The organism is Rhizobium sp. P40RR-XXII (assembly GCF_012641405.1).
Classification (GTDB): Bacteria; Pseudomonadota; Alphaproteobacteria; order Rhizobiales; family Rhizobiaceae; genus Rhizobium.
In genome coordinates, this window is record NZ_JABAII010000004.1 from 220342 (window position 1) to 246534 (window position 26193).

A 26193-nucleotide genomic window follows, 5' to 3' on the forward strand; every position below is an offset into this window, starting at 1 on the left:
ACCGTCAGCTCTATTTCATATGCCTTAATATTTAGAGTTTAATGCTGCCATAAGTTCATTTTTTACTTCGGCTAATATTCATTCCTTCGGATGTTGGTCGTCTGGGGCTTGTCCGGAGGGTTTCATTGTTCAGCCTGATCGTCTGTACGGTCGATCGCTTTGATCAGCTCGAGCGTTTGTTCCGGTCGCTCGTCGAACAGCGTCACCGGGATTTCGAGGCCGTTGTCGTCGACCAAAATGCGGATGACCGGCTATGCGAACTCATCGACCGTTTTTCGCCTCACTTCGCCATCCGTCATATCCGTTCGCCAAAAGGGCTTTCGCGGGCACGCAACAACGGCATGGCGGTTGCCGGGGGCGACTATGTCTGCTTTCCCGATGACGATTGCTGGTACGAGGCCGAGACGCTTGCGACTGCCGAGGCGCTGTTTTCAGCCCATCCTGAGCTGGCGATCGTCACGGGGCGCACGCTCGATGCCGAAGGCCTGGCCTCGGTCAGCCCGACCGGCGAAAGGCGGCTTGCGCTGACGCGCTGGAATTATCTGAAATGCGGCAATTCCAACGGCATCTTCGTGCGCCGGGCCGCACTGGCCGATATCGGCGGTTTTGACGAGGATCTCGGCGTCGGCTCAGGATCACCGTTCCAGAGCGGCGAGGAGGCGGATTTTCTGCTGCGCGCCCTTGCCGCCGGCAGACAAGCGATGTTTTTTCCCGAGCTCATCGTCCATCACGATCAGGTCACCAGCGAATATGGCCCACGGCAGGTGGAGCGTGCACGCAAATACGGGCGCGGTTTCGGCGCGCTGATGCGCAAGCAGGCCTTTCCCTTGTATTATGTCTGTTATCGTTTGCTGCGGCCGGTCGCCGGCTGGCTGGCGGCGCTGGCGCGCTTCAACCGCGATGCAGCTCGCTACAAGCGGGCCTGGCTCATGGGCATTCTGGAAGGTTATGCCACCTGGCCGCGCTGGCGCAGGAACTGAGGCGATTTGCCTTTCGGGGTCAGGGTCTCCGCATAGACCTCCATGTAACGCTGGGCGACTTCGTCCCACGCGTAAGCACGGGCATCGCGCAGCAGCTCCTCCCGCAAGGTCAGGTCGTCGGCCTCTAGGCGTTTGAACGCTGCGGTCAGGGTATCGGCGGCTGCTTCCGGATCGGAAAAATCCGAGAGCATGAGAGCCGGATGGGTTTCTGCCATCGCCTTATAGGCTTCGTTGGCATTCAGCACCGGCAGCAGGCCAGCGCTCATGGCTTCGATCGCCACCAGGCCAAAGCCTTCATATTCGGAGGCCGACGCGAAGAGCGAGGCGCGGGCGATGATATTGCGGATCGAGCCGTCGTCGATCGAGACATGCAGCGCGACATTGTGTTCCAGGCCGCGCGCGGCGATTTCCTTTTCCAACGTCGCGCGATCGAGATCCGACTCGGCGCCGATGATATCGAGATGCCATTCAGTATCGCGGGCGGCCAGCACCTTCATGGCATCGAGCAGGTGGTCGAGCCGCTTGTTGACTGAGAAGCGGCCGATGGTGACGACGCGGCGGCGGGCTTCCAGCGCTGCGCAATTGGAAAACTTGCTGACGTCGGCGCCGTTCTCGATCAGGCGCACGCGGCTGTCGGCGATCTGGGAGAAGAGCCGCGCATCGGACTGGCTGCAGCAGATGAGAGAAGCATAGCCAAGCGCCGAAAGCCGCGTTGCCGTATTGAACCAGACCTTCTTGATGGCGGCATATTTCTGCGTGTGGAAGAAGCCGCCATGCGTGGTGGCGACCATGGGGCGCCCATGCATCAGCTTGCCCCAGGCCAGCGCGTCGAAGAAGAAATCGACCGCGTGGACATGAACGAGATCGGCATCGGCCAAATGGCGGAAGACTTTTGGAGCCAGCGGGTAGCGGCTGGAGCCGGACCAGGGAATGCGCACGATCTCGATGCCGTCGATGGTTTCGTGTTCCGCGAGTTTTCGGCCAGGATCGGAAAACAGGCTGTTGCAGGTGACGACGCGCACGCGATAGCCGCGAGAGACCAGTTGACGGCAGAGATTGGCAACAACGTCTTCCAGGCCGCCCTTGTTCGGCAGGAACTGGCGCACGACATGTACGATCAGCGGCCCGGCCTGCTTGTTTGCCTGAATATCCGCAACCGCCGATGTCATCGATCCACCCTCGACCCTATGCCGCACCACGCGTCGGCAATCAGGCGCTACAGCGCGCCTCCCGTTGATCAGTTGGCAAAGCAGATCATCGGGGCGGTTAAAAAGGGCTTAATCGCGGGTCGGCGAGCGTTATGTTTCGGACAAAAGGGTTAATGTCGGAGCGATTTGCGAGGGAGGTATGAGCTTGTCAGGGGAGTGTGGTTGACGCCGGGCGGTTTTGTCCGGCCGTCACTCTCGTGCCTGGCCCCTCACCCCAACCCTCTCCCCGCATTGCGGGGAGAGGGGACTGGTCCGGTGTTTGTTGCGCGCTTTTTGTCCCGCTCACAAGACTCAATAGACTCCCTCTCCCCGTCAAAAACGGGGAGAGGGTTGGGGTGAGGGGCAATCCCAGGAACTTGGCCTTAGCGATGATGTATCGACCCGAGATCCGGATATCTTAAAACGCGCGGAAGGTCAGCGTCGTCAGCGAGCGGATGATGCCGGGGATGTTGGCGATGTGGTCGTTGATGAACTTGCCGATATCCTGCTCTTCGGCGATGTAGACCTTCATCAGCAGGTCGTAGTCGCCGCTGGTGGAATACAGCTCCGAAACCAGCTCCGTCTGGTAGATGGCGTCGGCGACCTCGTAGGTCTTGCCGGGGGCGCATTGGAGCTGAACGAAAATGGGCTTCATGAGAGTGTCCTGCTTTTATCCGCGGCCGCGATGGCGGCGTACTTTGTCTGCGGCCACGATGGCGACCGGCGTTTCCTCTATAATGGTCGAAAGCGCCGTCGCCATGCAAGTTTTTCTCCAGAGCGGATGATTTTAGGTCTGTTCGACCTAGAATCTGAATCCGCTCTGGAACCAAAGAAGTGGAGCATGATGTCGTCCGAAAACCGATCACACTTTTCGGCATCATGCTCTGTCCACCGGATGTCGTTCTTGCCGCTTCCGCAATTTAGAGCATAGCGCTAGATTGGCACGATTATCTCTGTCGATTGGACCGATTTCATGCTGAATGACCCGCGCTCCCATGGTCTTTGGGAAAAGACCGCTCCCCCGCCGCCGGCAACGAAGCCGCTTTCCGGCGCGGCATCAGCCGATGTCGTGGTGGTCGGCGGCGGCTATACCGGTCTTTCGACGGCGCTGCATCTGGCCGAGGCCGGCACCAGTGTCGTGCTGCTCGAAGCCAATGAAATCGGCTTTGGCGGCGCGGGACGCAATGTCGGCCTGATCAATGCCGGCATGTGGGTGATGCCGGACGATCTGCCGGGCGAACTCGGTGCCGTCCATGGCGAGCGGCTTCTCGAACTGCTCGGCAATGGACCGAAGCTGGTCATGGAGTTGATCGAAAAGCATGGCATTGCCTGCGAACTCGAGCGCAACGGCACGCTGCATTGCGCCGTTGGCCCCGAGGGGCTGAAGGAAATCGAGGAGCGCGCCCGGCAATGGAGCAAGCGCGGCGCGCCGGTCACGGTGCTCGACGCGCGGGAGACGGAACGCAGGGTCGGCAGCTCGGCTTATGCCGGCGCGCTGCTCGACATGCGCGCCGGCACGCTGCAGCCGCTTGCCTATGCGCGCGGACTTGCCCATGCCGTGGTGAAAGTCGGCGTTGTCGTTCATACCGGCAGCCGCGTGACGTCGACGGAAAGAAACGGTGCGAAATGGGTTGTTACGACCGATGGCGGCAAGGTCAGCGCCGACTGGATCGTCGTTGCGACCGATGCCTATAGTACAGGTCCTTGGGAGGCGGTGCGAAACGAACAGGTGCATCTGCCCTATTTCAATTTTGCCACCATCCCGCTCGGCGACAACCTCAAGAATTCCGTGCTGCCCGGGCGCGAGGGCGCTTGGGACACCAAGGAGGTGCTCTCGTCCTTCCGCATGGATCAGGCTGGCCGGCTCGTCTTCGGCAGTGTCGGTGCGTTGCGCAACACTGGTCTTGCCATTCACAAAAACTGGGCGCGGCGGTCGATCAGGAAGCTTTTTCCACAGCTTGGCGATATTCCGTTCGAATGCGAATGGTATGGCAAGATCGGCATGACAGACAATGCGCTGCCGCGCTTCCACAAGCTCGAGCAGAACGTCGTCGGCTTCTCGGGCTATAATGGTCGTGGCATCGCGCCGGGCACCGTGTTCGGTAAGGTGCTTGCCGGCCATATCTTGGGGCAGATTTCCGAGGCCGACCTGCCGCTGCCGGTGACCGACATCGTCGAGCCGAGTTTCAGGGCAGCGAAGGAAATGTGGTACGAGGCCGGCGCCCAGGCCGCGCATTTCGTTGGCGCTAGAGTCTGAAAACATCGAACCAGCATTACGGGAAGAGGAAACAGGATGACCGCGACATCAGATCTTGCTGCCGAAACCAAGGCAATACTGACGGAGCTTGGCGTATCGGCCGATCGCTATACCGGCGGAACGCTCGTGGTCACCTCCCCGGTGACAGGCGCCGAAATCGGGCGGCTGAAGGAGCATTCGGCCGAAGAGGCGAAGGGGGCGATCGCGGCGGCGCACGAGGCGTTTCTCGCATGGCGCAGCGTGCCGGCGCCGAAGCGCGGCGAATTGATCCGCCTGCTCGGCGAGGAGCTGCGCGCCGGCAAGGCCGGCCTTGGCCGCCTCGTGTCCATTGAAGTGGGCAAGATTACGTCCGAAGGTCTCGGCGAAGTGCAGGAGATGATCGATATCTGCGATTTCGCAGTCGGCCTTTCCCGCCAGCTTTACGGCCTGACCATCGCCACCGAGCGCTCCGAACATCGAATGATGGAAAGCTGGCACCCGCTGGGGGCGATCGGCATCATTTCGGCCTTCAATTTCCCCGTTGCCGTGTGGTCGTGGAATGCGGCGCTCGCCATCGTCTGCGGCAATTCCACCATCTGGAAGCCGTCGGAAAAGACGCCGCTGACGGCGCTCGCCGTACAGGCTCTGTTCGAAAAGGCGCTGAAGCGCTATGTCGCCGAGGGTGGCGAAGCACCGGCCAATCTCTCGACGCTGTTGATCGGCGGCCGCGATCTCGGCGAGTTGCTGGTCGATCATCCACAGGTGCCGCTGGTCTCGGCGACCGGCTCGACGGCCATGGGCCGCGCCGTCGGTCCGCGCCTCGCTGGTCGTTTCGCCCGTGCCATCCTCGAGCTCGGCGGCAACAATGCGGCGATCGTCTGCCCGACGGCCGATCTCGACCTCACCTTGCGCGGAGTCGCCTTTTCCGCGATGGGCACGGCCGGCCAGCGCTGCACGACGCTGCGCCGTCTCTTCGTTCACGACAGCGTCTACGACCAGCTCGTTCCCCGTCTGCAGAATGCCTATGGTTCTGTGACGATCGGCAATCCGCTTGAGGCGGGAACCCTTGTCGGGCCGCTGATCGACCGGCAGGCTTTCGAGCGCATGCAGGCAGCGCTTGCCGCGGCGAAGTCGGCCGGCGGCACGATCACCGGTGGCGAGCGAGTCGAAAACGGCTCCGCCGACGCTTTTTACGTTCGCCCGGCGCTCGTCGAAATGCCCGCGCAGACCGGTCCGGTCGAGCAGGAAACCTTTGCGCCGATCCTCTATGTCATGAAGTACAGCGATTTCGACAGGGCGCTTGCGCTGCATAATGCCGTGCCGCAGGGCCTGTCGTCCTCGATCTTCACCAACGACATGCGGGAAGCCGAGACGTTCGTCTCCGCGCGCGGTTCGGATTGCGGCATTGCCAACGTCAATCTCGGTCCCTCCGGCGCCGAGATCGGCGGCGCTTTCGGTGGCGAGAAGGAAACGGGCGGCGGCCGCGAATCCGGTTCCGATGCCTGGAAGGCCTATATGCGTCGGGCGACCAACACGATCAACTACGGACGCACGCTGCCATTGGCCCAGGGTGTCAAGTTCGACGTGGCGTAAAACACCAGAGCCTTGCTGCATTGCGATGGGAGGGATGAAGGCGTAGAAAGCCTTTATCCTCTACGTATGTTTCAAGGTTCCGCCTCATGCACCTGTCGCTCGCCGAAGCCGAAACGCTGGTCGTGGAGGCGTTGCGGCGAAGCAAGGTGAGCGCTGAGAATGCCCGCTCGGTCGCGGTGGCGCTTGTCGCGGCGGAGGCTGCCGGGCAAAGCGGCCACGGTCTGCGCCGCGTGCCCGCATACGCCGGACAGGCCAAGGCCGGCAAGACCGACGGTTTCGCCACGCCGCGGATGAGCCGGCCTTTTCCGGCCGTGCTGCGCATCGATGCCGGCAATGGTTATGCCTATCCCGCCCTCGACCTTGCTGTTGCCGAGATTCCGGGTGTCGCCCGCGAGCAGGGAATTGCGCTTGTTGCCATCAGCCGCTCGCATCATGCCGGTGTCATGGGCCTGACCGTGGAACGTTTCGCCGATCAGGGACTGGTGGCACTGATGGTCGCCAATGCGCCGGCGGCGATGGCGCCCTGGGGCGGCAAGACGCCGATCTTCGGCACCAATCCAATCGCCTTTGCCGCGCCGCTTCCGGATGACGAGCCGATCGTGATCGATCTGGCGCTTTCGAAAGTGGCGCGCGGCAAGGTGATGGCCGCGCGGCAGCAGGGCGCCTTGATACCCGCCGACTGGGCTTTCGACCGCGAGGGAAAGCCAACCACCAATGCCGAAGAGGCCCTCGCCGGCACGATGATCCCGGCCGGCGATTCGAAAGGCGCGGCGCTCGCCCTCATGGTCGAAATACTGGCGGCGGGTCTGACCGGCGCCAACTACGCCTTCGAATCCTCTTCGCTCTTCGATGATAAAGGCGCTCCGCCGGCGCTCGGTCACACGATTATCGCCATCAATCCCGCCGCGACCAGTGCGACGGATACGGCGCAGCGGCTGGCTTTGCTGGCCGGGGAAATCACCCGCGATCCCAATGTCCGTCTGCCGGGCCGGCGTGGCCAGAGTGCACGGCGCCTAACGGAGGGCATCTCCGTCGAGAATGAAGTGATTGCGGCGATAGAGAAGCTTTGAGGTGCTGAAGATTGTCGGGGGAGTGTGTTTTCGCTGCGTCCTTGTGCACGGCTCCTCACCCCAGCCCTCTCCCCGCAAGCGGGTAGAGGGGGTGCAGAGCAATGCATTGCCGTAGAAAATCCAGGATAGTTGCTCGGCTTGATTATTCCTTTGTCCCGCAAGCAGAGACGGGGAATGATCGTGCAAAACAAGACGCTGTGGGGGTGAGAGGCCAGTTGGTCCGCTCGGTCGTCCCCTCGCCCCGCTTGCGGGGAGAGGGCTAGGGTGAGGGGCAAGGCAGGCAGTCGCTACGTTGACGGTGACGCCTGACGGTCACTCACGATATGAAATCAGGCGATGGCCGGCGTTGTCTTTTTCTCGTCCAGCCAGCCGCCGGTGAAGCCGGCGCGTTCCAGGCCGTTGCGGAGAATCGGAGATCGACGCATGAGGTCCCAGATCATGCCCGTGCGGGCGTTTTCGATCATCATGACCAGTAGCCCCTGATCGATGGCGACCGAGCGGTCGTCCACCCAGCCTTCCGGACCGGATCCCTTGATGCTCGGATTGAAGCCGCCGGGGAAACGGCCGTCGAGCAGCAGGTTGGGATAGGTTGACAGCAGCGCCCTCGTGCCGTCGAGCGCGGCCTGGCGGTCGAAAGCCAGGCAAGACAGTGGTCCCCAGGGGGCGATGGTGCCGTCATCGGGGCCGAGCGGAGCGCCGCGGGCTGCATAGCCGAAGACCTTCGGGGCATAGCGAAGGCTATGTTTGGTGCCTGTGGGGTTCGGGCCATCACAGGCGGAAAGACCCCAGATATCCTTCGTATAGCCGGTGAAATGGCCGGGATTGCGTTCCGTGTAGTCGCGCTGCACGGCAATTGCGGTCTGCGTGTTGCGGAAGTAGTCGGTGTCCTTATCGGTCACATGCTTGTCGCGGATGCCGCGGAAATCGATCCAGGCATGCGAGAAAAGGTGGATGAACAACGGCCCCGCATAGAGAAAGGGCGTGTCCTTGAACATCATCCAGGTATAGGTCGAGGCGAAGGCCTCGTAGCTCGAGGACGGGACCGCGTGCGTGGGCGAGGCGAGCGCCAGCACATAGAGGAAGATCGCCTCGTCATAGCCCTGATAGCGCCAGCGCAGGAAGCCGCTCGCCGGCTTCCAGCCCATGCTCATGGTTTGGCCCTTGTTCAAGGCCCAATGCCAGTCGCACCGTTCGTAAAGGAATTTTGCCTGCTTGCGGATATCGCGCTCGGCCTGGCTGGCGCCATTGAAATAGGCGGCAGCCGTCAGGACACCGAGCAACAACAGGCCGGTATCGATGGTCGAAAGCTCGCTGTTCCAGGCGCGCTTGCCGGTCGCCATATAAAGAAAATGGTAGTAGAAGCCGCGATGGCCGGTAGCGCCGCGCTCGTCGCCCTGCTGGCTGTCGGCGAAGAAATCGAGTGCGGCTAGCACTCGTTTGGCGGCATCGGCGCGGCTGATCCATCCACGCTCGACGGCGACCGGGTAGCTCGACAGCGCAAAGCCGACCGCGGCAATGCTGCAATGGCTCGTCTTGATGGACGTGTCCGCCACCAGTCCGTTTTCCGGATTGGTGTAAAGCATGAAATACTCGAACGCCGACCGTTGCAGTTGATCGATCAGCGCGTCGTCGATGTCGTGTACCTGTTGCAGCATCTTCTATCCGTCTCCTCGGCGCTCCCGTTCCCTGCTGAGCACAGGAGCCTGGATAGTTGCAAATCAAACATGGTTAACAATGCCGTGCATTTATGGAGGATTGTTTAAGATCAGGGCATTATCATGCCTGCGTGCCCATTCCCGCCACCAGAAATACCGGTTTCGGCGGCTTTCCGTCGTCGGAGCGAGCGCATCATCCGTCCGGACTGTCGAGCGACTGCCAGTGATTCGCACCGGCCAAATAGGCTAATCGAGCGCAGTTTCAAGCCTTTGCTTCAACCGCGCAAGGGATCTGCCGAAAATCGTCTCATCGCCAAGTGCCCTGGCAAGCGTCAATGCGCCCTGAATGCCGATGACGGCTTCTTCCGCAAGCGCTCTTGCCTTCGTGCCCGACAGCCCCGCCTTGAGCAAAGCGCCAGCGAGCGCCTCGATCCAGCGATGGAAATAGCCGCGGATGGCGGCGGAGAAGCGATCGCGCGTTTCATCCAGCGCGAAGGCGCCGATCAGGCAGACGCGGCGGCCGGAGCGGAAATAGCTATCCGTCGTCTCCCACATGCGGGCGATTGCCGCGCGCGGTTTCTCCCCCTCGAGCGGCTCGAACATTTCCGTCACGAACCAGGCGTCGATATGGGCCATGATCTCGGCCGCCATCTGCTCCTTGCCGCCAGGAAAGAAGTGATAGAGGCTGCCCTTGGACAGTTTCGTGCGTGCGGTGATCTTGCTCATCGACGCACCCTCGTAGCCGAGTTCGCGGAAGACCTCGGCGACAAGGGCTATGGCGTCGGGCTTTTCGAAGACGGTGCGCACCATCTCAAAGGCCGAGTTCGGAGAGGCCTGGATGATCGTCGGGCCGGCGGCCGAGCGGCCAATGGAATTTCCGGTCCTCTTGCCTGATCGGCATGTCGTTGATGGAGGCGAAACGGCGCTGCATCAGGCCGTCGGCATCGAACTCCCAGTTCTCGTTGCCGTAGGAGCGGAACCAGTGGCCACTGTCGTCGTGCCATTCATAGGCAAAGCGCACCGCAATGCGATTGCCGTCGAAGGCCCAGAATTCCTTGATCAGCCGATAGTCCAGTTCCCTTGCCCATTTGCGCGTCAGGAATTCGACGATCTCCTTGCGGCCGCGCGGGAATTCGGCGCGGTTCCGCCATTGGCTGTCTTCCGTGTAGACCTTGGAAACACGCTCCGGATCGCGGCTGTTCCAGCCGTCCTCGGCCAAGCGGACCTTGGCGATGGCGGTTTCGCGGGTGAAAGGTGGGACGAGAGGGGTCGGCATGATAAACTCCTTCTAAACCGATGGGTTTTTAATAGACCGATCAGTTTAGGAGGTCAAGCGGCAAGGCCCTTGCTCGGCTCGATGGCTCAGTGCGCGAATTTCCTGGCGCCGGCGACGCAGCCGACGACAGCGATCGTGACGGCGAGCATCGACCAGCTGACGCTTTCCTTGAGCAGTGCTGCCGCAAGCGCGAAGCCGAAGAAGGGCTGCAGGAATTGCAGCTGGCCGACGGCTGCGATGCCGCCCTGCGCCAGGCCGCGATACCAGAAGACGAAGCCGATCAGCATGCTGAAGAGCGAGACATAGGTGAGGCCGAGCCAGGCCGGGCGGCCGATGCCGTCAATACTGTGCGGCATGGTCATGACGCAGAGCGCGACCGTGACTGGCAGGGACAGGACCAGTGCCCAGCAGATGACCTGCCAGCCGCCGAGCCGGCGCGAGAGCACCGCGCCTTCGGCATAGCCGAGGCCGCAGACGAGAACGGCTGCAAGCATCAGGAGATCGCCGACCGGCGAGGCCGATACGCCCTGTGCCAAGGCATAGCCACTGACGAGCGCGCTGCCGAGGGCGGAGAATATCCAGAAGGCCGGCCGTGGCCGCTCGCCGCCGCGCAGCACGCCGAAGATGGCCGTTGCCAGCGGCAGCAGGCCGATGAAGACGATCGAATGGGCAGAGGTGACGTGCTTGAGCGCCAGCGCCGTCAGCAGCGGAAAGCCGACCACGCAGCCAAGCGCGACGATGGCGAGCGCGGTGATGTCGCCGCGGGCCGGGCGCTTCTCGCGAAAGGCAAGCAGAAGGCAGAGACCCAGCAGACCGGCGATCACGGCGCGCGCGACGGTCAGGAACAGCGGATCGAAATCCATGACGGCCACCCGCGTCGCCGGCAGGGAGCCGCTGAAAATCACTACTCCGGTCAAACCGTAGATCCATCCCGTCGTCGTTTTATCCATCGTGCATGCTCCTTCTTGATGCTCGCAGATATCGGTGCATTTGTCTGGTCAAGCCAGATACGGTACAGTACAATTTGCGCAAACTGTTATGGTTGAAGGTGCAGTACGGATGAGCGATCTCTCGACGGCCGGCATTGGCGGGAGTACGCGGATCGAAGGGGTGATGGCGGCGATTTCCGACCGCATTGCCAGTCGCAGCCTGGCGCCGGGTGCGCGGCTTCCTTCGGTGCGCAGCTTCGCCAAGACGATGCAGGTCTCGGTTTCCACCGTGGTCGAGGCCTATGAGCGGCTTGCCGCCGAGGGCACGATCCGTTCGCGCCCGGGATCCGGCTTTTATGTCTGCGGGCAGTTGCCGCCGTTGTCGCTCACCGAAACCGGAGCAACGTCGGATCGCAATGTCGATCCGCTATGGATCTCGCGGCAATCGCTGGAGGTCGGTGATGATGCTTTGAAGCCAGGCTGCGGCTGGCTTCCGCCGTCCTGGCTGCCGCAGGCGGCCCTGCGCCGCGCGATGCGGACATTGGCGCGGAGCGATATCGGCGTGCTCGCCAATTACGGGACGCCGCTCGGCCTGCCGCCGCTGCGGCAGCTTCTTGCCAGGCGTCTCGGCGAGCATGGCATCAATGCGCCTCCGGACCAGATCATGTTGACGGAGTCCGGTACGCAGGCGATCGACCTCCTCTGCCGCTTTCTGCTTGAACGCGGCGATACCGTGCTGGTGGACGACCCCTGCTATTTCAATTTCCATGCGCTGCTGCGGGCTCATCGCGCCAATGTCGTCTCCGTGCCCTTCACGCCCACGGGGCCGGATATCGAGCTGTTCGGTCAGGCCCTCGAACGACATAAGCCTCGGCTCTACATCACCAATTCGGCTATTCATAACCCGACCGGTGCCGCGCTTTCGCCGGTGACAGCGCATCGGCTATTGAAGCTGGCGGATGCTTTCGGGCTGATCATCATCGAGGACGATATCTTCGCCGATTTCGAGACTGTGCCGGTGCCGCGTCTCGCAGCCTATGACGGGCTCGACCGGGTGATCCATATCGGCAGTTTTTCGAAGACGCTCTCGGCCTCCGTGCGCTGCGGCTTTATCGCCACCAAGCCGGACTGGATCGACGGTCTCGTCGATCTCAAGGTCGCAAGCAGTTTCAGCTGCGGGCAAATGTCGGCGGAGCTCGTTTACCTCGCATTGAAGGACGGCAGCTATCGCAAGCATGTCGAAGCGCTGCGTGTCCGGCTTGCAAAGACCATGGCCGAGGTGGCAGCCCGTCTTGAGGCCATTGGCATCGTTCCCTGGCTCAAGCCCCAGGCGGGCATGTTTCTCTGGTGCCGATTACCGGAGGGGCTGGATGCGGCCGATGTCGCCCGCGCCTGCCTTGCCGAAGGTATCATTCTCGCGCCCGGCAATGCCTTCAGCGTTTCCGACACAGCGGGTCGCTTCATGCGCTTCAATGTCGCCCAATCGACGGATGCACGCATCTTTGCCGTGCTGGAGGCGGCCATAGGCAAGTTGAGGATGCGTGATCAGGCAGCCGACGCCATCAGTTTCGACCGCGGTTTAGGCAATTAATGGAGGATATGAGCATCGCGCCCTGTCGGCGGCCGCTTATCGTCGCCGGATGATGCTCCTATCCTCAGCGCTCGGCGCTATTTTGCAAACAGGCTGTTGATGTCGGCAAAGGCCTTCATCTCGATGGCATTGCCGCTGGGATCCTTGAAGAACATGGTCGCCTGTTCTCCGGGCTCGCCGCGGAAGCGGATATAGGGCTTGATGACGAAATCGATGTTGGCCTTCGTCAGCTTCTCGGCCGCTGCTTCCCATTCCTCCATCGATAGAACCACGCCGAAATGGCGGACGGGGACACCATGGCCATCGACGGCATTTGCGGCCACTTCCCCGGTTTCGCTCGGCGCCAGATGGGCAACGATCTGATGGCCATAGAAGTTGAAATCGATCCAGTCGGGCGAGCTCCGGCCCTCGGGGCAGCCAAGAAGGCCGCCGTAGAAGGTTCGGGCCGCGGCAAGATCGTTGACGGGGAATGCAAGATGAAACGGGTGAAGGGGTGCTGCGCTCATGATCGTCTCCCTGAAGTGCGAACTCGATGCAGTCATGAATAAGGTACATTTTTTCCTATGAAAAACTGTATATCGTGAGGCTGAAGCATAGGAAAAATTATGAATCATGATTCCGGAACTTAAAACCCTGGTTGCGGTCGCTCGCTTTGGGACATTTGCCGCCGCGGGAGAGCGGATCGGACTCACCCAGGCAGCGGTCAGCGGCCAGATGAAACGGCTCGAAGAAAGGCTCGGCATGACGCTGTTCGAGCGGACAGGCCGTTCCGCGATGTTAAACGCCGCCGGCCTGAGAACGCTCGAACGCGCCAAGACCATTATCGCGATGTTCGACCATCTCGCTGATCCCGCCGATGACGCATCCGGCGGCCAGCTGCATATTGGCGCCATCGCCTCGGTTCAGTCGGCGATCCTTGCGCGTGCGCTCGTGCCGTTTCGGCAGCGGTTTCCGAACACCCGCGTTCGTATCGTTCCCGGCGTTTCCCTTCACTTGCTCGATTTGATCGATGCGGGCGAGCTCGATCTGGCGGTCCTTATCGAGCCTCCTTTTGGTTTGCCGAAGAACCTCGAATGGCAGCCGCTGCTGCGCGAGCCCTATGGACTGGCGGTTCCCGAATGGCTGGAGGGCGACGATTGGCGGACATTGTTGAAAGAGCAATCCTTCATCCGTTATGACCGCGGCTCCTTTGGAGGGCGGCAGGTTGACCGGTTTCTGCGGGCACATTCGATCGATCCCAACGAGGCGATCGAGATCGACGACATCGCCGGGATATCGGCTCTGGTCGCATGCGGGCTTGGGGTGGCGCTCCTGCCGATCGTCGATGGCAGCCCGCCTTCCGCCACGCCGGTGCGCATGGTGTCGCTCGCCGGGGAAACCTTCTATCGCGAGATCGGCATATTGCAGTCGCCCGATCGAAATCCAGCCAAAATGCACCTCGCCGAATGCCTGATCGATGCGCAGCCTTGACGTTGCCGGCCAGGCGGTTTCGCCCTTCCGGCTTGGCAGTGCGATATCCGACGGGCCGGCGGGCTTTTCCCGCGGCTCTTGCCAGGTGGAAATGATCCGTCATAGCTTTGCCACATGGCCGCTTCAATTGCGGCTCACATCGGCTATGAAATTCGGTTAAGTGAGGTTGGTCGTGCGGGTTCTGCTTGTTGAAGATGACAATATCCTCGGATCATCGCTCAAGAAGGCCTTGGAAAAGCACGCCTATGGCGTCGACTGGATGCGCGACGGCGAATCCGGCCTGGAGGCGGCGGAGAATTCGCATTTCGCGGCGATCGTCCTCGATATCAATCTGCCACAGCTGAGCGGCATGGAAGTGTTGCGGCGCATCCGTCAGCGGGGGAATTCCGTGCCCGTGCTGCTGCTGACGGCGATGGATTCCGTGCGCCAGAAGGTCGAGGGCCTCGACGAGGGCGCCGACGATTACCTCGTGAAGCCCTTCGATCTGGATGAGCTGCTGGCGCGCCTGCGCGCGCTCATCCGCCGCCGCGACGGACGGACCGAAAGCGTCATCCGCTGCGGCGATGTCGAGGTCGATCCATCGGCCATGGTCGCCCGCAAGGGCAGTGCCCAGGTGCACACGACGGCCAAGGAATTCCATCTGCTGAAGCTTCTGATGGAGCGCAGCGGCCGCTACGTGACGAAGAACGATATCGAATATGCGCTCTATGACGCCGAAAACACCGTCGAGAGCAACACGATCGAAGTGACGATCTACAATCTGCGCAAGAAGCTCGGCACCGATTTCATCAAGTCGATCCGCGGCGTCGGCTACATGATCGAGCGATGAACAATTCCACGCTTACCCGCAAGCTTTTTCTGCGCATCGCGCCTGTTGTCGTGGTGACGATCGTCGTCATCGCCGCCTTCGCCTTCAACAGCGCGACGCGGGAGATCAACAATATCTACGACGCCCAGTTGATCGACGATGCGAACGTGATCTGGAGCCTGCTGCGACACCCTCTGGAAAAGACGCCGGACCGTACGGCCAAGCAGATCGACGACATCGATTTCAACATGGACAACCAGCTGGCCTTCAACGAGGATGCCGACGATTATGCCGATGCCCACATGTTTCGGGCCTGGGTCGACGGTAATATCCGTTTCTACAGCAGCACGGCCTTCCTGTCCGACGTCCCGCAGCAGAAGGTGGGCTTCACGACCCTGACCTATGGCGGGGACGAGTGGCGCGTCTATTCGCTGCCGATCCCGAACACCACCATCGTGATCGAGCTTGGCGAGAAGATCGCGCTTCGCGAAACGCTCGTCTCCAACATACTCCTTAATCTCTTCTTTCCGCTGCTGATGCTGGTGCCCGTCATCGCCTTTCTCATCTGGCTCGGCATCAACAGCGGCCTGCGCACGATCCATGGGCTGGTGCGGCAGATTCGCACGCGATCGCCGGACGATCTCTCGGCCATTCCGGTGGACGCGCTGCCACGCGATCTCCTGCCGCTCGGCCGGTCGATCAACCAGCTATTGGAAAAGCTCGGTCAGTCTCTGACGCTGGAGCGCCGCTTCTCCGATCTTGCCGCGCATCAATTGCGTACGCCCCAGGCAAGCGTGAAGCTTCTGCTGCGCATGCTCGAAAACAGCGACAGCGACCATGAGCGGCAAGCGATCATTTCCGATCTCGTCGCCAGCAACAACCGCGCCATTCACCTGATCGAACAGTTGCTGCGGCTTGCCAGGGTCAGCCATCACCCTCTCAATCTGACGTCCGTGACGCTTTACCATTGGGTCGCGTCGCTGATCGCCGAATTCGGCAACATTATCACAGATCGCGAGCTCGACGTGGTGCTGGAAGGGGACGAAAAGATCCAGGTCAGGACCGATGAATCGCTGATGCGCATGATGGTGACGAATCTGCTTGATAATGCCATCAAATACACGCCCGTCGGCGGCGAGATCAGAGTTTCGATTTCATCGGAGGAGAGCTTCGGCCGCATCTCGATCAGCGACAGCGGACCCGGCATTCCGCCGCATGAGAGGGAGGCTGTTTTCCAGCGCTTCTATCGCCTCAACACCCTTCATACCGAAGGGGCGGGCCTCGGCCTTGCCATCGTCGCGGATACGGCCGATCGCCTCGCGGCCGCGGTGGAGCTTTCCACGCCGCGTTGGGGCAATGGCCTTCAGGTCGATCTAAGATTGCCATTGAGCTAAAAACCAACACAACCCCGTTTTTCATTTTCGCATCATTTTCCCCTCATGCACGGCTCATCTGAGGTTGTTAGACGCAACTTGGGATAAGGCGAAAGGGTAGTTCATGCGGGTGTTTTGCGATTTTGATGGAACCATATCCATCGAAGACGCGACGGATATGGTGTTGTCCCGTTTCGCCGGTTCCGAATGGGAAGACATAGAACGGCTGTGGAAGCAGGGGCTGATCGGCTCCGGCGAATGCATGCGTCGGCAGATCGCTCTCATTGAAGCCGCCAGACCCGAACTCGACCGGTTTCTCGACACGCTGTCGATCGATCCGGGTTTCGAAGGCTTCCTGTCCTTTTGCCGCCGCAGCGACCTGCCTGTCACCATCGTCAGCGATGGCGTCGATTACTTCATCCGCCGCATTCTGGCGCGTCATGGCATAGACGGCCTGCCTATCGTCGCCAATGTGCTCACCTGCAGCGTCTCTCAGGGCCGCGAGTCCTATTCGCTGTTTCCGCCATTTACGGCAACCGGCTGCGTGTCCGGTGCCGGCGTCTGCAAATGCCGCGTTGTCGATAGCAACGACCTGCAGGTCTATATCGGCGACGGGCGCAGCGACTTCTGCGTTTCCGACAAGGTCGACCTCGTTTTCGCCAAGGCCAAGCTTGTCGATTACTGTGAGGAAAACGGCATTCCCTATGTCGGTTTCGACGATTTTTCCGACCTGCTTCCGAAGATGGAAGCCGTTCTCCCGAGCGTCGAGCGACGCTCCCGTGCACTGCCGCAGTTCAAGACGGCGTGAAACAGACCGAGAGGCATTGAATGAAAACGAATGTAGCCGAAGCCTTCACCGGCGAGACCGAGTCCGTCCGCTCGGAAGAAGAATTGCGCGCCCTCGAGGAAGCCTATTGCTCCCACGGCGACACGGTTCACTACACGGACAAGCCCAAGTTCTTCGAGGAATGCGAAGGTTCCTACGTCTACGATCGGACCGGCACGCCATTCCTCGATCTTCAGATGTGGTACTCCGCCGTCAATTTCGGCTATCGCAACGAGCGCCTGAACGAGGCCGCGCATCGCCAGCTCGACCGTCTCCCGCAGGTCGCCTCGCAGTATCTGCATCGTGAAAAGGTGGAGCTTGCCGCGATGATCGCCCAGGACGCCGAGCGCAAGTTCGGCCACAAGGGCCGCGTCCACTTCAACGTCGGCGGCTCGCAGGCGGTCGAGGATTCGCTGAAGCTCGTGCGCAATTACACCGGCGGCAAGAGCCTGATGTTCGCCTTCGAAGGCGGCTACCACGGCCGTACGCTCGGCGCTTCCGCGATCACGTCGAGCTATCGCTATCGCCGCCGCTACGGCCATTTCGGCGACCGGGCGCAGTTCGTCGAGTTTCCCTATTACTTCCGCGGCCCGAAGGGCATGTCGAAGGAAGAATACGGGCACTATTGCGTCCAGAAGTTCGCCCGCCTGTTCGAGAGCGAATATAACGGCGTCTGGGATCCGAAGGCCGGCAAGTCCGAATATGCCGCCTTCTACATCGAGCCGATCCAGGGTACCGGCGGCTACGTCATCCCGCCGATGAACTTCTTCGTCGAGCTGAAGAAGGTGCTTGATGATCACGGCATCCTGCTCATCGTCGATGAAATCCAGATGGGCGTCTACCGTACCGGCAAGCTCTGGTCGATCGAGCATTTCGGCGTTTCGCCCGATGCGCTGATCTTCGGCAAGGCGATCACCAACGGCCTCAATCCGCTTTCCGGCGTCTGGGCCCGCGAAGAGATGATCAATCCGGAGATTTTCCCGCCCGGCTCCACGCATTCGACCTTCGCCAGCAACCCAATGGGGACTGCCGTCGCGCTCGAAGCGATGAAGATGCTGGAAGAGCAGGATTTCGGTGCTGCGATCATGGAGAAGGGCGCGCATTTCCTCGACGGACTGAAGCAGCTGCAGAAGCGCCATGCCATCGTCGGCGAAGTCGACGGTCTCGGCCTGGCGCTGCGCATGGAGATCTGCAAGGACGACAGCTATACGCCCGACAAGGCGACGATGGACTGGATGTGCGACGAAGGCATGAAGGGCGACATGCAGGTCGGCTCCAAGACCTACGGTCTCGTGCTCGACGTCGGCGGCTATCACAAGAACGTCATCACCTTTGCGCCCAACCTGCTCATCACCCGCGAGGAGATCGATCTGGCGCTTGCCCTGCTCGACCAGCTCCTGACGCGCGCTGCCCGGAGATAAGACCGTGCAGCTCCTGCTTCTCCATCTCGACGATGCATTGGAGTTGCAGCCAGACTTCGTGCGTGCCTGCAAATTTGCGGGCGCGCATCAGTATTTCGGCAAGGATGCCGGGCAGCTGGTCCGGCTATGGGGCAAGCAGAGCGCCCTTGATAACCTCAGCCGGGAGATCGTCAGGAATGGGCCGGCGATGGGCAAGGCCCCGCAGCTGTGCTTCATGGGCTCCGGCGATTTCCATCACATCACGGCACTGCTGCTTGAAAGCGCGCTGGAACGGCAGCCCGGTCCGGCGACGCTGATCCATTTCGACAATCATCCGGATTGGGTGAAATTCGACGGCGGCATGCATTGCGGCTCCTGGGTCAACAGGGCGCTTGCCAATCGCAATATCCAGAAGGTCATCACGATCGGGGTCTGCAGCAGCGATCTTCGCAGCCCGGAGCGCAAGGGAGCGAACCTGCGCTGGCTCGGTGAAGGCAAGCTGGAACTCTACCCTTACGAACATCCGCCGAGCCGCGTGCTGGCTGATTACGGCAACGGCGCCAGCTATCAGCAGGAAAAGGGCGCGCTGCACTGGAAATCGATCGCCGAGATCGGCGAGGAAAATTTCATCGACCGCATGCTCAGCCGCATTCGCACCGAGGCCGTCTATGTCACCATCGACAAGGATGTGCTGGCGGCCGACGATGCCGTGACCAATTGGGATCAGGGCCGCATGCGGCTGCCCTATCTGCTGGCTCTGCTCAGCGAAATCGGCAGCCGCTACCGTATCATCGGCGCCGATGTCATCGGGGATTATTCGACCCCGAGCTATGCTGGCAGCCTGCGGACCCAGTTCATGAAGCGCGCGGAGATCTTCATCGATCAGCCGCGCATGCGTCAGGCCGCGGAAACGACGAGGAACATCAACAGCGCCGCCAATCACGCGCTGCTGGAAGTTCTGGCGGAGTATATGGAATGACCGGCAGCCTGACACTTCCCATGCTTGGGCTCATCCTGTTCTGCGTACTCGCGGAGACCGCCCGCGAGGTCTGCTTCAAGCAATCGGCCAGCGAGGGCGCTCTGCTTTCGACGCTGGCCAAGCCGATCACCTGGCTCGGCATTCTGTTCTGGGCTGTGGAGCTTTTCGCGTGGACGGCCGTTCTGGAGCGCGTCCCCCTGACCATCGCCTTCCCGCTGATGGCGCTGAGCTATGTCGTCATCGTGCTCGCCGGCGCCGTCATCTTCAAGGAAAACATCAACCTGCGCCATGCGACCGGCGTGTTTCTCGTGACCGCCGGCGTGGCTTGTGTGGGAGTTACAGGATTATGAAAATCTTTGCGCACACCCGATGGGATCTCGCGCCAGTTCTGGCGGCCGTCGCTCATCTCGCCTTCGACGTCTATCTGATCGTCGGCTTCGAAAGCCGGCCGCTTTGGCTCTCGGCCGTTCTCGGCTGCCTTTATGCCGTTTCGATCTCCTGGAACATCAACAGCATATCGCACAATTTCATCCATACGCCCTACTTCAAGCCGCGCTGGATGAACTATGCATTCAGCCTGCTGGAGTCGGTCGCGATCGGCTTCTCGCAGACCTATTATCATTGGGTGCATATGCGCCATCATTCGGGCAACAGCGACCGGCCGGATGAAAAAGGCGATACCATCGATCTGCTGTCGATCTATCGCCACGGACGTGATGGTCAACCCGAAAACGTCTGGTCCTACACGTTCCTGAGCTTCTTCCGCGACAGCCTGGGCGATATTCACAAGGCGATTGCCCGCAATCGTCCGTTCGATGCGGCCTGGGGGCGGTTCGAACTCTACTTCTTCCTCGGTCTTGCGGCGCTCGCGCTGCTTTACGACTGGAAGGCGGTGCTGTTCTTCGTGCCGTTCTATTATATCGGCAACTGCCTATCGTCGCTGAACGGGTATTACGAGCATCTGAACGGCGATCCCGACGAGCCGATCGCCTGGGGCGTTTCCAGCCACAAGTCCTTCTACAACTGGCTCTGGTTCGGCAACGGCTATCATGCCGAACATCATTACCGGCCGCGCACGCACTGGACGAAGCTGCAGGCGCTGCACGAACAGATCAAGGACGAGCAGGAGAAGAACGGTACGCATGTGATCAGCACCTGCCATGCGCTTGGCTTCATGGCCAAGGAAAACCGGCAGTCGGAGCTCACTCATGAAGCATGACGAATTGAGCTTCTTCATGGAGGGCTCAAACGGCAAAGGCGTTCTTCTGATCCATGGCCTGACAGGGGCGCCCGCCGAAATGAAGCTGGTTGCCCGCCACCTCAACCGCAGGGGCTACAGCATCTATGCGCCGCTGCTGGCCGGTCATGGTGTCGATGCGAAGACGTTGCGCGGGACACGCTGGGAGGATTGGCTCGGTTCGGTCGTCGAGGCGTCGGCGCTGCTGGCATCGAGAACGCAGGAAGTCTTTGCGGCCGGCATCTGCGTCGGCGGCAAGCTGGCGATGCTGGCTGCCGAGCAGAAGAGGGCGATCAACGCCGTGGCGATCTATTCTCCTTGCTTCAGCTATGACGGCTGGGATGTTCCCTTCTACTATCCGCTGCTGGCATCGCAGATCGGATGGCTGTCGCGCATTCCCTTCCTCGACCGTCTGAGCTTCAGCGAGACGACGTCGCTGGGGATCAAGGACGAGCGGATGCGCCGGCTTGTCGAGGGTATGGCGGGCGAGGGCATTCTGGAAAAATTCCCCGGCAAGGGTCTGGTCGAGATGCATCGGCTGGGCCACACCCTTCGCGGCATGCTGCCGAAAATGCAGACGCCGACGCTGATCCTCCATGCGGAGGAGGACGATCTCGCCAGTCCGAAACATGCCCGTTACATTTCCGAGCATATCGGCGCTCCGCACGAACTGAAGTGGATCACGGACAGCTATCACATGATCCATGTCGACCGTCAGCATCGCCAGGTCGCCGATTTCACGGCAGATTTCTTTGAGGCGCGCCATGTCGCAGCCGCTGCTTAAAGTGATGCCGCAGCTGGTCGGCAAGCCGGTGGCCGAGGTTCATGTCAGCATCCGCGCCATCGGCCGCGATACATGGAATGCCTGCTTCCAGGGCCAGGTCGAGGATTATGATTGCCTGCTCGCCATCGAAGAGGCCGGCCTCGAAGGCTTTGAATGGCGCTATATCACCATCGTCGAAGATGGGCGGGTCAGCGCCGCCATGCCGGCTTTTCTCTGCCTCTATGCGCTCGATACGACGCTGGAGGAGGGATTTCTGCGGAGATCCGTGCGCAAGGTCCAGCGCTATTTTCCGAAGTTCCTGAAGCTGCGCCTTGCCTGCCTCGGATCGCCCTGCACGGAGACGGGAGCGATCGGCTTCCATCCCGATGTCGAAGGCGAGCGCCGTGGTGCTTTGCTGGCGGAGATGCTGTCCTTTTTCGAGCAGGTCGCCGCAACGGAGCATTGCGGGCTGATCGGTCTCAAGGACATTCCCGAACCGGTATCTGCCGAATTCGGGGCGCTGTTTGCCGCCCGTGGCTATGCGTCGATCAGCGGCCTTCCGACGGCCTGGCTCGACATCGATTTCAAGACGATCGACGAATATCTCGCCAGGCTTTCCTCCGGCACCCGCAAGGACATGCGCCGCAAGATGAAGTCCTTCGAACAGGTGAGGGTGGAGATCCGCACCGATTTCGGCGAGTTCCTGCCAGAGGTCATGGCGCTTTATCACGACACGCGCAATCGCAGCGAATGGCAGTTCGAAGAACTGACGCCGGACTATTTCCAGGGTATTCTCAGCGGCATGGGCGGCCGCTCGTTCTGCGCCTTCTATTTCGTCGAAGACAGACTGTTGGCCGCCAATCTCATCGTCCACGATAAGCGCGCGGCGATCGACAAGTTCTTCTGCATGGATGGAGAGAAGGGCCGGCCCTACAATCTCTATTTCCTGAGCTGGTTCACCAATCTGCGCTATTGCCTAGACAATGGCTTGAGCCGTTACCAGAGTGGTCAAGCCTATTATGAGAACAAGGTGCGTCTCGGCAGCAAGCTGACCGCCAATGCGATGTATTTCCGCCATCGCAATCCCTTCCTCCAGGGATTGCTGCGGCTGGTGTCGCCGATGTTCTCGACAGACGAGGCGGACGCGTGATGCCGATGCGCTTTTCCTGGCTTGTGGTGCCGGTGCTGAACACCCTCTTTCAATTCTTCATCAAGCATGGGGCGGAGCAACTGGCCGACGGCAGCATTGATGGCTGGCTCTGGCAGGCGCTCTCGTCCTACTGGATTCTGGCAGCCATCGCCGTCGAGATCGCCTGTTTCTTCATCTGGATGAACGTGCTTGCGGAGCTCGACCTCAGCCGCGCCTTTCCGCTTTCCGGCGTCAGCTACGTGCTGATCATCGCGACGGGCTGGTTCGTTTTCGGCGAGCGGATCGTCGCCCTGCAGGTGATCGGCAGCGGCTTGATCCTCCTGGGGGTCTGGCTGATTGCAGGCGCCGATGCGGCGCCGGAGGAGCAAGACGACTGGCAGGCCAAACAGGGTGGCCTGCACAGCGGTGCCGGTAAGGATCGATAATGTCCAATTCTCACGCTGAAAATCGCCCCAGGGGCAATGCTGTTTTCTCCGGCCTGGTGGACTGGTGCGTGAAGCGCGCACTGTCTTCGATCGTCACGCGGGGCGCTCTGACCGTGACGACGGCGAGCGGCCGGGTGCTGACATTCGGTGATGGCACCGGCGAGCCGGTCCACGTCCGCTTTGCCGATGACCGCGCGCAATGGGCGTTGCTCATCGATGCCGATATGCGGCTTGGTGAACTCTATATGGATGAGCGCTTCATCGTCGAGCGGGGCACGCTCTACGATTTCGTGGCGATGATGCTGCGCGAGGCACAGAACAGCAGCCACCCGCTGATCGCCCGCCTCATCGATCATGCCCGAACGAAGCTGCGGATTTTCCGCCACCGCAATCTGCCGGGACGTTCCAAGGCCAATGTCGCCCATCACTACGATCTCGACGGGCGGCTCTATGAACTCTTCCTCGATCCGGACCGGCAATATTCCTGCGCCTATTTCGAACATGCCGGCCAATCGCTCGATGACGCGCAGATTGCCAAGAAACGCCATCTCGCCGCCAAGCTCCTGATCGAGCCGAACAACAGCATCCTCGACATCGGCTGCGGCTGGGGTGGCCTAGCGCTGCATATGGCCGAGCACGCGCCGGGCGGTTACGTGCTTGGCGTCACCCTCTCCGAGGAACAGCACGACTATGCTTCGAAGCGCCTGGCCGGCAAGATCGGGGGAACGCCGGCAGAGGTTCAGTTCGCGCTGAGGGACTATCGCAGCCTCACCGGACTTTTCGACAGGATCGTCTCCGTCGGCATGTTCGAGCATGTCGGGCTGGCATCCTATCGCACCTTCTTCCGCAAATGCGCTGAATTGCTCGAGGATGACGGCATCATGGTGCTGCATACCATCGGCTGTTCGGCGACGCCCGGCTTCACGACACCGTGGCTCGACAAATATATCTTCCCCGGCGGTTATATTCCGGCACTTTCCGAAATCGTGCCCGAGATCGAGGCGGCGGGGCTTGCCATCACCGATGTCGAAGTGCTCAGGCTGCATTACGCAATAACGCTGGAGAACTGGCGGGAGCGCTTCATGGCGCGCTGGGACGATGCCGCCAAGCTCTATGACGAGCGCTTCTGCCGAATGTGGGAATATTATCTTTCGACGGCGGAAGCCGCCTTCCGCTATGAGGATCTCGTCGTCTTCCAGATCCAGATGACCAAGCGAAACAACATCATTCCGCTGACGCGCAACTACATAGCCGAGAATGAAGCGCGCGGCGCCTCAGAAGTTGACGTTGAAGCTTCGGTTCAGCGTAAAGCCGATGATGTTCTGATTGGGTGAGCCGAACCGCGAGGTGATCGGACTATCGGCTGCGTCGCCGACCAGGCGATTATACTTCTCATAGACCTGCACGTTCCATTCGGGCGAGATGGTGTAGGTCGCCGCCACCGTGAAGCCGACGGATTTCACGCCGGCCCCAGCGTTGAAGGCGTTGACATGGCCATGTCTCGCAGCCTCGCTCGGCGAGATACCAAAGTTGGCGTGCATATAGACGTCGTTTGCCATCGACAGCCGAGGTCCGGCCGACAGGAGCCATTTGTCGCCGACCGGCTGAAACCAGTCGAGTGCGAAATCGCCGACCAGGCCATCTCCGCCCCAAAGCGACTGGCGCAGTTCCGTGCGAAACCGCAGCTTGTTTTCCATCAGCCAATATTGGGCGAAGCCGCCGGCATCGAAATTCCAACGCACTTTTCGCTGGCTCTGCAGGTGCAGGTCGTTGAGGTCGAAGCGGTCATCGCGCAGGCCCACCACGGGACCGATTTCGAGGCCGCCGAGATCGAAGAGCTGATAGTCGAAATTATCATCCGGGGCGCTGTATTCCTGGGCTTCCCCGAGGCGGTGGAAATCGAAGGACGGCAGGGCACTGAAGGAATAGCGCTTCGATCCCTCATAATTGGGACCGTATTCCACCGTCGCCCCAAGGGTGACGACCCATGTATCGGATGAGGATTTCGCGGCGTCTTCCGCCTTGGACGATGCAGGAAATGCCGCGGCTACGGACGCGGCCAGCAGCCCCATTCCGGCCAGCATCGACAAGCGAGCGGAGAAAGATGTCCCAACACTTAACACTCTGACCACACCTGATCTCTGATCGCCCTCACGCACTACTAACACAGCTCAAGCTTCCGAAAACAGCAGAAAATTAACGAGCAAATATTACGCTCAGCTTGCGGCCCGAGGGTTTTTGCACCGCTTGTGCAGGCGTGGGTGCTGCGCTCCTTCGGCCCGCTGCCACGTGAGCGAGAAATACGTGCTGGGATAGATGAAAAACATTTCATGAACCTGAAGCGCTTGCCGCGCCAACGCCCGACGTTCGTTTTCACCAAGCTTGGAAGCGACAAATTTTATTCCTAGATAGGCTTTGTCCCATTTTGGACTTTGACCCGTGAAAGAGGCGATGTGAAAGCACGACAGGCAGGTTTCAGCGCATGAAGAATCGGCCATTTGACACGTCGGGCATACCTGGGTGGCTGAACCGCTACGAGCCTTTTCTGCTCTTAATGTTCGCTGCTCTTTCGGGCGGAATTCTTCTGTTCATCTATCTGACGGACGAGGTTCTCGAAGGAAGCACGAGGGGGTTCGACGAGGCGATACTGCTGGCGCTTCGCCAGCCCGGCAACCTTTCCGTGCCGATCGGGCCGGGATGGCTCACCCATGCCGTCAGGGACATTACCAGCCTCGGTGGTACGACCGTGCTGGCGCTGATGACGGTTTTGGTGACGATCTATCTGCTGCTGGACCGCCAGCGGGCGATTGCCATCTTCATCCTCGCTTCGGTGCTGGGCGGATGGGCGCTGAGCAGGGCCTTGAAGATCGATGTCGCGCGGTCTCGGCCCGATATCGTGCCGCATCTGGTCGAGGTTCACGACCTGAGCTTTCCAAGCGGCCATGCGATGGTGTCGGCGGTGACCTATCTGACCCTTGCCGCCTTGATCTCAAGCACGCGCACCAATCGGTCGACGCGCACCTTCACCGTCGCGGCCGGCATCCTGCTGACATTGATGATCGGCGCGAGCCGGGTCTATCTCGGCGTGCATTATCCGACCGATGTTCTCGGCGGCTGGTGCGCCGGCGCTACCTGGGCGCTCGGCTGCTGGATCATCGCCCGCCGCTCCATATCGCCCTCACGAAACGGTGAGGGCACGCGAAGCGATGCGCCGCCGCCGGAATGAGGGAAGGCGGCGCTTCCGG

At 60.9% G+C, this 26193-nt stretch carries 26 protein-coding genes; 18 read left to right on the forward strand and 8 right to left on the reverse strand.

Annotated features, from left to right (window positions below; genetic code table 11):
• Positions 1-125: 125 nt before the first annotated feature.
• Complete coding sequence (locus HGP16_RS09810) at positions 126-980, forward strand: glycosyltransferase family 2 protein (RefSeq protein ID WP_168839821.1); 855 nt, start codon at positions 126-128, stop codon at positions 978-980.
• Here HGP16_RS09810 and HGP16_RS09815 read toward each other — a convergent pair.
• Positions 947-2149, reverse strand: coding sequence for a glycosyltransferase family 4 protein (locus HGP16_RS09815; RefSeq protein WP_168839822.1), 1203 nt, complete (start codon positions 2147-2149; stop codon positions 947-949). The two genes, HGP16_RS09810 and HGP16_RS09815, sit on opposite strands and share 34 nt — an antisense overlap.
• A 436-nt stretch (positions 2150-2585) precedes the next feature.
• Positions 2586-2822, reverse strand: coding sequence for an Lrp/AsnC ligand binding domain-containing protein (locus tag HGP16_RS09820; RefSeq protein WP_069614817.1), 237 nt, complete (start codon positions 2820-2822; stop codon positions 2586-2588).
• Between the two features lie 318 nt (positions 2823-3140).
• On the opposite strand from HGP16_RS09820, the gene HGP16_RS09825 reads away from it, so the two are divergent.
• The 3 genes from HGP16_RS09825 (at position 3141) to HGP16_RS09835 (ending at position 7066) form a co-directional block, all read left to right on the forward strand.
• Positions 3141-4424: an NAD(P)/FAD-dependent oxidoreductase gene (locus HGP16_RS09825; protein WP_168839823.1), complete on the forward strand. Its 1284-nt coding sequence runs from the start codon at positions 3141-3143 to the stop codon at positions 4422-4424.
• Between the two features lie 36 nt (positions 4425-4460).
• A complete protein-coding gene (locus HGP16_RS09830; RefSeq protein ID WP_168839824.1) occupies positions 4461-5996 on the forward strand; it encodes an aldehyde dehydrogenase family protein in 1536 nt (511 codons plus the stop codon).
• A gap of 86 nt (positions 5997-6082) precedes the next feature.
• Positions 6083-7066: an Ldh family oxidoreductase gene (locus tag HGP16_RS09835; protein ID WP_168839825.1), complete on the forward strand. Its 984-nt coding sequence runs from the start codon at positions 6083-6085 to the stop codon at positions 7064-7066.
• Positions 7067-7395: 329 nt separating this feature from the next.
• Here the strand turns inward: HGP16_RS09835 and HGP16_RS09840 are convergent, their stop codons facing one another.
• The 4 genes from HGP16_RS09840 to HGP16_RS09855 all read right to left on the reverse strand — a co-directional run bounded on the left by HGP16_RS09840 (position 7396) and on the right by HGP16_RS09855 (position 10947).
• Positions 7396-8721 (reverse strand): glucoamylase family protein, encoded by a 1326-nt coding sequence (locus tag HGP16_RS09840; RefSeq protein ID WP_168839826.1) that lies wholly within the window; start codon positions 8719-8721, stop codon positions 7396-7398.
• 246 nt (positions 8722-8967) lie between these two features.
• Entirely contained in the window at positions 8968-9531 is a 564-nt protein-coding gene (locus tag HGP16_RS09845; RefSeq protein WP_168839827.1) for a TetR/AcrR family transcriptional regulator, read from the reverse strand.
• Between the two features lies 1 nt (position 9532).
• On the reverse strand, positions 9533-9997 hold the full coding sequence (locus tag HGP16_RS09850) for a DUF1348 family protein (RefSeq protein ID WP_168839828.1): 465 nt from the start codon (positions 9995-9997) through the stop codon (positions 9533-9535).
• 86 nt (positions 9998-10083) lie between these two features.
• On the reverse strand, positions 10084-10947 hold the full coding sequence (locus tag HGP16_RS09855) for a DMT family transporter (protein WP_168839829.1): 864 nt from the start codon (positions 10945-10947) through the stop codon (positions 10084-10086).
• Positions 10948-11056: 109 nt separating this feature from the next.
• Between HGP16_RS09855 and HGP16_RS09860 the strand changes: the two genes are divergently transcribed.
• Positions 11057-12517, forward strand: coding sequence for a PLP-dependent aminotransferase family protein (locus tag HGP16_RS09860; protein WP_246705505.1), 1461 nt, complete (start codon positions 11057-11059; stop codon positions 12515-12517).
• A 77-nt stretch (positions 12518-12594) separates the two neighbouring features.
• Here the strand turns inward: HGP16_RS09860 and HGP16_RS09865 are convergent, their stop codons facing one another.
• On the reverse strand, positions 12595-13023 hold the full coding sequence (locus tag HGP16_RS09865) for a VOC family protein (protein WP_168839831.1): 429 nt from the start codon (positions 13021-13023) through the stop codon (positions 12595-12597).
• 106 nt (positions 13024-13129) lie between these two features.
• Between HGP16_RS09865 and HGP16_RS09870 the strand changes: the two genes are divergently transcribed.
• The 12 genes from HGP16_RS09870 to HGP16_RS09925 all read left to right on the forward strand — a co-directional run bounded on the left by HGP16_RS09870 (position 13130) and on the right by HGP16_RS09925 (position 24282).
• Positions 13130-13987 carry a LysR substrate-binding domain-containing protein gene (locus HGP16_RS09870; protein ID WP_168839832.1) on the forward strand — a complete coding sequence of 286 codons (858 nt, stop codon included), beginning with the start codon at positions 13130-13132 and terminating at the stop codon, positions 13985-13987.
• A 172-nt stretch (positions 13988-14159) separates the two neighbouring features.
• Positions 14160-14816, forward strand: a complete 657-nt coding sequence (locus tag HGP16_RS09875; RefSeq protein ID WP_168839833.1) for a response regulator transcription factor — start codon at positions 14160-14162, stop codon at positions 14814-14816.
• Positions 14813-16189: a sensor histidine kinase gene (locus tag HGP16_RS09880; RefSeq protein ID WP_168839834.1), complete on the forward strand. Its 1377-nt coding sequence runs from the start codon at positions 14813-14815 to the stop codon at positions 16187-16189. Before HGP16_RS09875 ends, HGP16_RS09880 begins: the two co-directional genes overlap by 4 nt.
• A 103-nt stretch (positions 16190-16292) precedes the next feature.
• A complete protein-coding gene (locus tag HGP16_RS09885) occupies positions 16293-16976 on the forward strand; it encodes an MtnX-like HAD-IB family phosphatase (protein ID WP_168839835.1) in 684 nt (227 codons plus the stop codon).
• Between the two features lie 20 nt (positions 16977-16996).
• On the forward strand, positions 16997-18415 hold the full coding sequence (locus tag HGP16_RS09890; protein WP_168839836.1) for an aspartate aminotransferase family protein: 1419 nt from the start codon (positions 16997-16999) through the stop codon (positions 18413-18415).
• A gap of 4 nt (positions 18416-18419) precedes the next feature.
• Complete coding sequence (locus HGP16_RS09895) at positions 18420-19373, forward strand: arginase family protein (RefSeq protein WP_168839837.1); 954 nt, start codon at positions 18420-18422, stop codon at positions 19371-19373.
• Positions 19370-19723, forward strand: coding sequence for an EamA family transporter (locus HGP16_RS09900; RefSeq protein ID WP_168839838.1), 354 nt, complete (start codon positions 19370-19372; stop codon positions 19721-19723). Before HGP16_RS09895 ends, HGP16_RS09900 begins: the two co-directional genes overlap by 4 nt.
• Entirely contained in the window at positions 19720-20592 is an 873-nt protein-coding gene (locus tag HGP16_RS09905) for a fatty acid desaturase family protein (protein ID WP_168839839.1), read from the forward strand. Before HGP16_RS09900 ends, HGP16_RS09905 begins: the two co-directional genes overlap by 4 nt.
• A complete protein-coding gene (locus HGP16_RS09910; protein WP_168839840.1) occupies positions 20582-21394 on the forward strand; it encodes an alpha/beta hydrolase in 813 nt (270 codons plus the stop codon). The genes HGP16_RS09905 and HGP16_RS09910 overlap by 11 nt, the downstream gene beginning before the upstream one ends.
• Entirely contained in the window at positions 21375-22523 is a 1149-nt protein-coding gene (locus HGP16_RS09915; RefSeq protein ID WP_168839841.1) for a GNAT family N-acetyltransferase, read from the forward strand. Before HGP16_RS09910 ends, HGP16_RS09915 begins: the two co-directional genes overlap by 20 nt.
• Positions 22523-22948, forward strand: a complete 426-nt coding sequence (locus HGP16_RS09920; RefSeq protein WP_205926411.1) for an EamA family transporter — start codon at positions 22523-22525, stop codon at positions 22946-22948. Before HGP16_RS09915 ends, HGP16_RS09920 begins: the two co-directional genes overlap by 1 nt.
• Positions 22948-24282: an SAM-dependent methyltransferase gene (locus tag HGP16_RS09925; protein ID WP_168839843.1), complete on the forward strand. Its 1335-nt coding sequence runs from the start codon at positions 22948-22950 to the stop codon at positions 24280-24282. The genes HGP16_RS09920 and HGP16_RS09925 overlap by 1 nt, the downstream gene beginning before the upstream one ends.
• On the opposite strand, the gene HGP16_RS09930 is transcribed toward HGP16_RS09925, so the two are convergent.
• Positions 24223-25020: a MipA/OmpV family protein gene (locus HGP16_RS09930; protein WP_246703315.1), complete on the reverse strand. Its 798-nt coding sequence runs from the start codon at positions 25018-25020 to the stop codon at positions 24223-24225. The two genes, HGP16_RS09925 and HGP16_RS09930, sit on opposite strands and share 60 nt — an antisense overlap.
• 410 nt (positions 25021-25430) lie before the next feature.
• Here HGP16_RS09930 and HGP16_RS09935 point away from each other — a divergent pair, with 410 nt between their 5' ends.
• Complete coding sequence (locus tag HGP16_RS09935) at positions 25431-26174, forward strand: phosphatase PAP2 family protein (RefSeq protein WP_168839845.1); 744 nt, start codon at positions 25431-25433, stop codon at positions 26172-26174.
• The last annotated feature ends 19 nt before the right edge of the window (positions 26175-26193 follow it).

What these genes read in the sequence shown, in the direction of transcription:
- HGP16_RS09815 (WP_168839822.1), bottom strand. Translation starts at nt 2,149, where the DNA reads ATGACATCGGCGGTTGCGGATATTCAGGCAAACAAGCAGGCCGGGCCG.
- HGP16_RS09820 (WP_069614817.1), bottom strand. Translation starts at nt 2,822, where the DNA reads ATGAAGCCCATTTTCGTTCAGCTCCAATGCGCCCCCGGCAAGACCTAC.
- HGP16_RS09825 (WP_168839823.1), top strand. Translation starts at nt 3,141, where the DNA reads ATGCTGAATGACCCGCGCTCCCATGGTCTTTGGGAAAAGACCGCTCCC.
- HGP16_RS09830 (WP_168839824.1), top strand. Translation starts at nt 4,461, where the DNA reads ATGACCGCGACATCAGATCTTGCTGCCGAAACCAAGGCAATACTGACG.
- HGP16_RS09835 (WP_168839825.1), top strand. Translation starts at nt 6,083, where the DNA reads ATGCACCTGTCGCTCGCCGAAGCCGAAACGCTGGTCGTGGAGGCGTTG.
- HGP16_RS09840 (WP_168839826.1), bottom strand. Translation starts at nt 8,721, where the DNA reads ATGCTGCAACAGGTACACGACATCGACGACGCGCTGATCGATCAACTG.
- HGP16_RS09845 (WP_168839827.1), bottom strand. Translation starts at nt 9,531, where the DNA reads ATGGTGCGCACCGTCTTCGAAAAGCCCGACGCCATAGCCCTTGTCGCC.
- HGP16_RS09850 (WP_168839828.1), bottom strand. Translation starts at nt 9,997, where the DNA reads ATGCCGACCCCTCTCGTCCCACCTTTCACCCGCGAAACCGCCATCGCC.
- HGP16_RS09855 (WP_168839829.1), bottom strand. Translation starts at nt 10,947, where the DNA reads ATGGATAAAACGACGACGGGATGGATCTACGGTTTGACCGGAGTAGTG.
- HGP16_RS09860 (WP_246705505.1), top strand. Translation starts at nt 11,057, where the DNA reads ATGAGCGATCTCTCGACGGCCGGCATTGGCGGGAGTACGCGGATCGAA.
- HGP16_RS09865 (WP_168839831.1), bottom strand. Translation starts at nt 13,023, where the DNA reads ATGAGCGCAGCACCCCTTCACCCGTTTCATCTTGCATTCCCCGTCAAC.
- HGP16_RS09870 (WP_168839832.1), top strand. Translation starts at nt 13,130, where the DNA reads ATGATTCCGGAACTTAAAACCCTGGTTGCGGTCGCTCGCTTTGGGACA.
- HGP16_RS09880 (WP_168839834.1), top strand. Translation starts at nt 14,813, where the DNA reads ATGAACAATTCCACGCTTACCCGCAAGCTTTTTCTGCGCATCGCGCCT.
- HGP16_RS09885 (WP_168839835.1), top strand. Translation starts at nt 16,293, where the DNA reads ATGCGGGTGTTTTGCGATTTTGATGGAACCATATCCATCGAAGACGCG.
- HGP16_RS09890 (WP_168839836.1), top strand. Translation starts at nt 16,997, where the DNA reads ATGAAAACGAATGTAGCCGAAGCCTTCACCGGCGAGACCGAGTCCGTC.
- HGP16_RS09900 (WP_168839838.1), top strand. Translation starts at nt 19,370, where the DNA reads ATGACCGGCAGCCTGACACTTCCCATGCTTGGGCTCATCCTGTTCTGC.
- HGP16_RS09905 (WP_168839839.1), top strand. Translation starts at nt 19,720, where the DNA reads ATGAAAATCTTTGCGCACACCCGATGGGATCTCGCGCCAGTTCTGGCG.
- HGP16_RS09910 (WP_168839840.1), top strand. Translation starts at nt 20,582, where the DNA reads ATGAAGCATGACGAATTGAGCTTCTTCATGGAGGGCTCAAACGGCAAA.
- HGP16_RS09915 (WP_168839841.1), top strand. Translation starts at nt 21,375, where the DNA reads ATGTCGCAGCCGCTGCTTAAAGTGATGCCGCAGCTGGTCGGCAAGCCG.
- HGP16_RS09920 (WP_205926411.1), top strand. Translation starts at nt 22,523, where the DNA reads ATGCCGATGCGCTTTTCCTGGCTTGTGGTGCCGGTGCTGAACACCCTC.
- HGP16_RS09925 (WP_168839843.1), top strand. Translation starts at nt 22,948, where the DNA reads ATGTCCAATTCTCACGCTGAAAATCGCCCCAGGGGCAATGCTGTTTTC.
- HGP16_RS09930 (WP_246703315.1), bottom strand. Translation starts at nt 25,020, where the DNA reads ATGGGGCTGCTGGCCGCGTCCGTAGCCGCGGCATTTCCTGCATCGTCC.
- HGP16_RS09935 (WP_168839845.1), top strand. Translation starts at nt 25,431, where the DNA reads ATGAAGAATCGGCCATTTGACACGTCGGGCATACCTGGGTGGCTGAAC.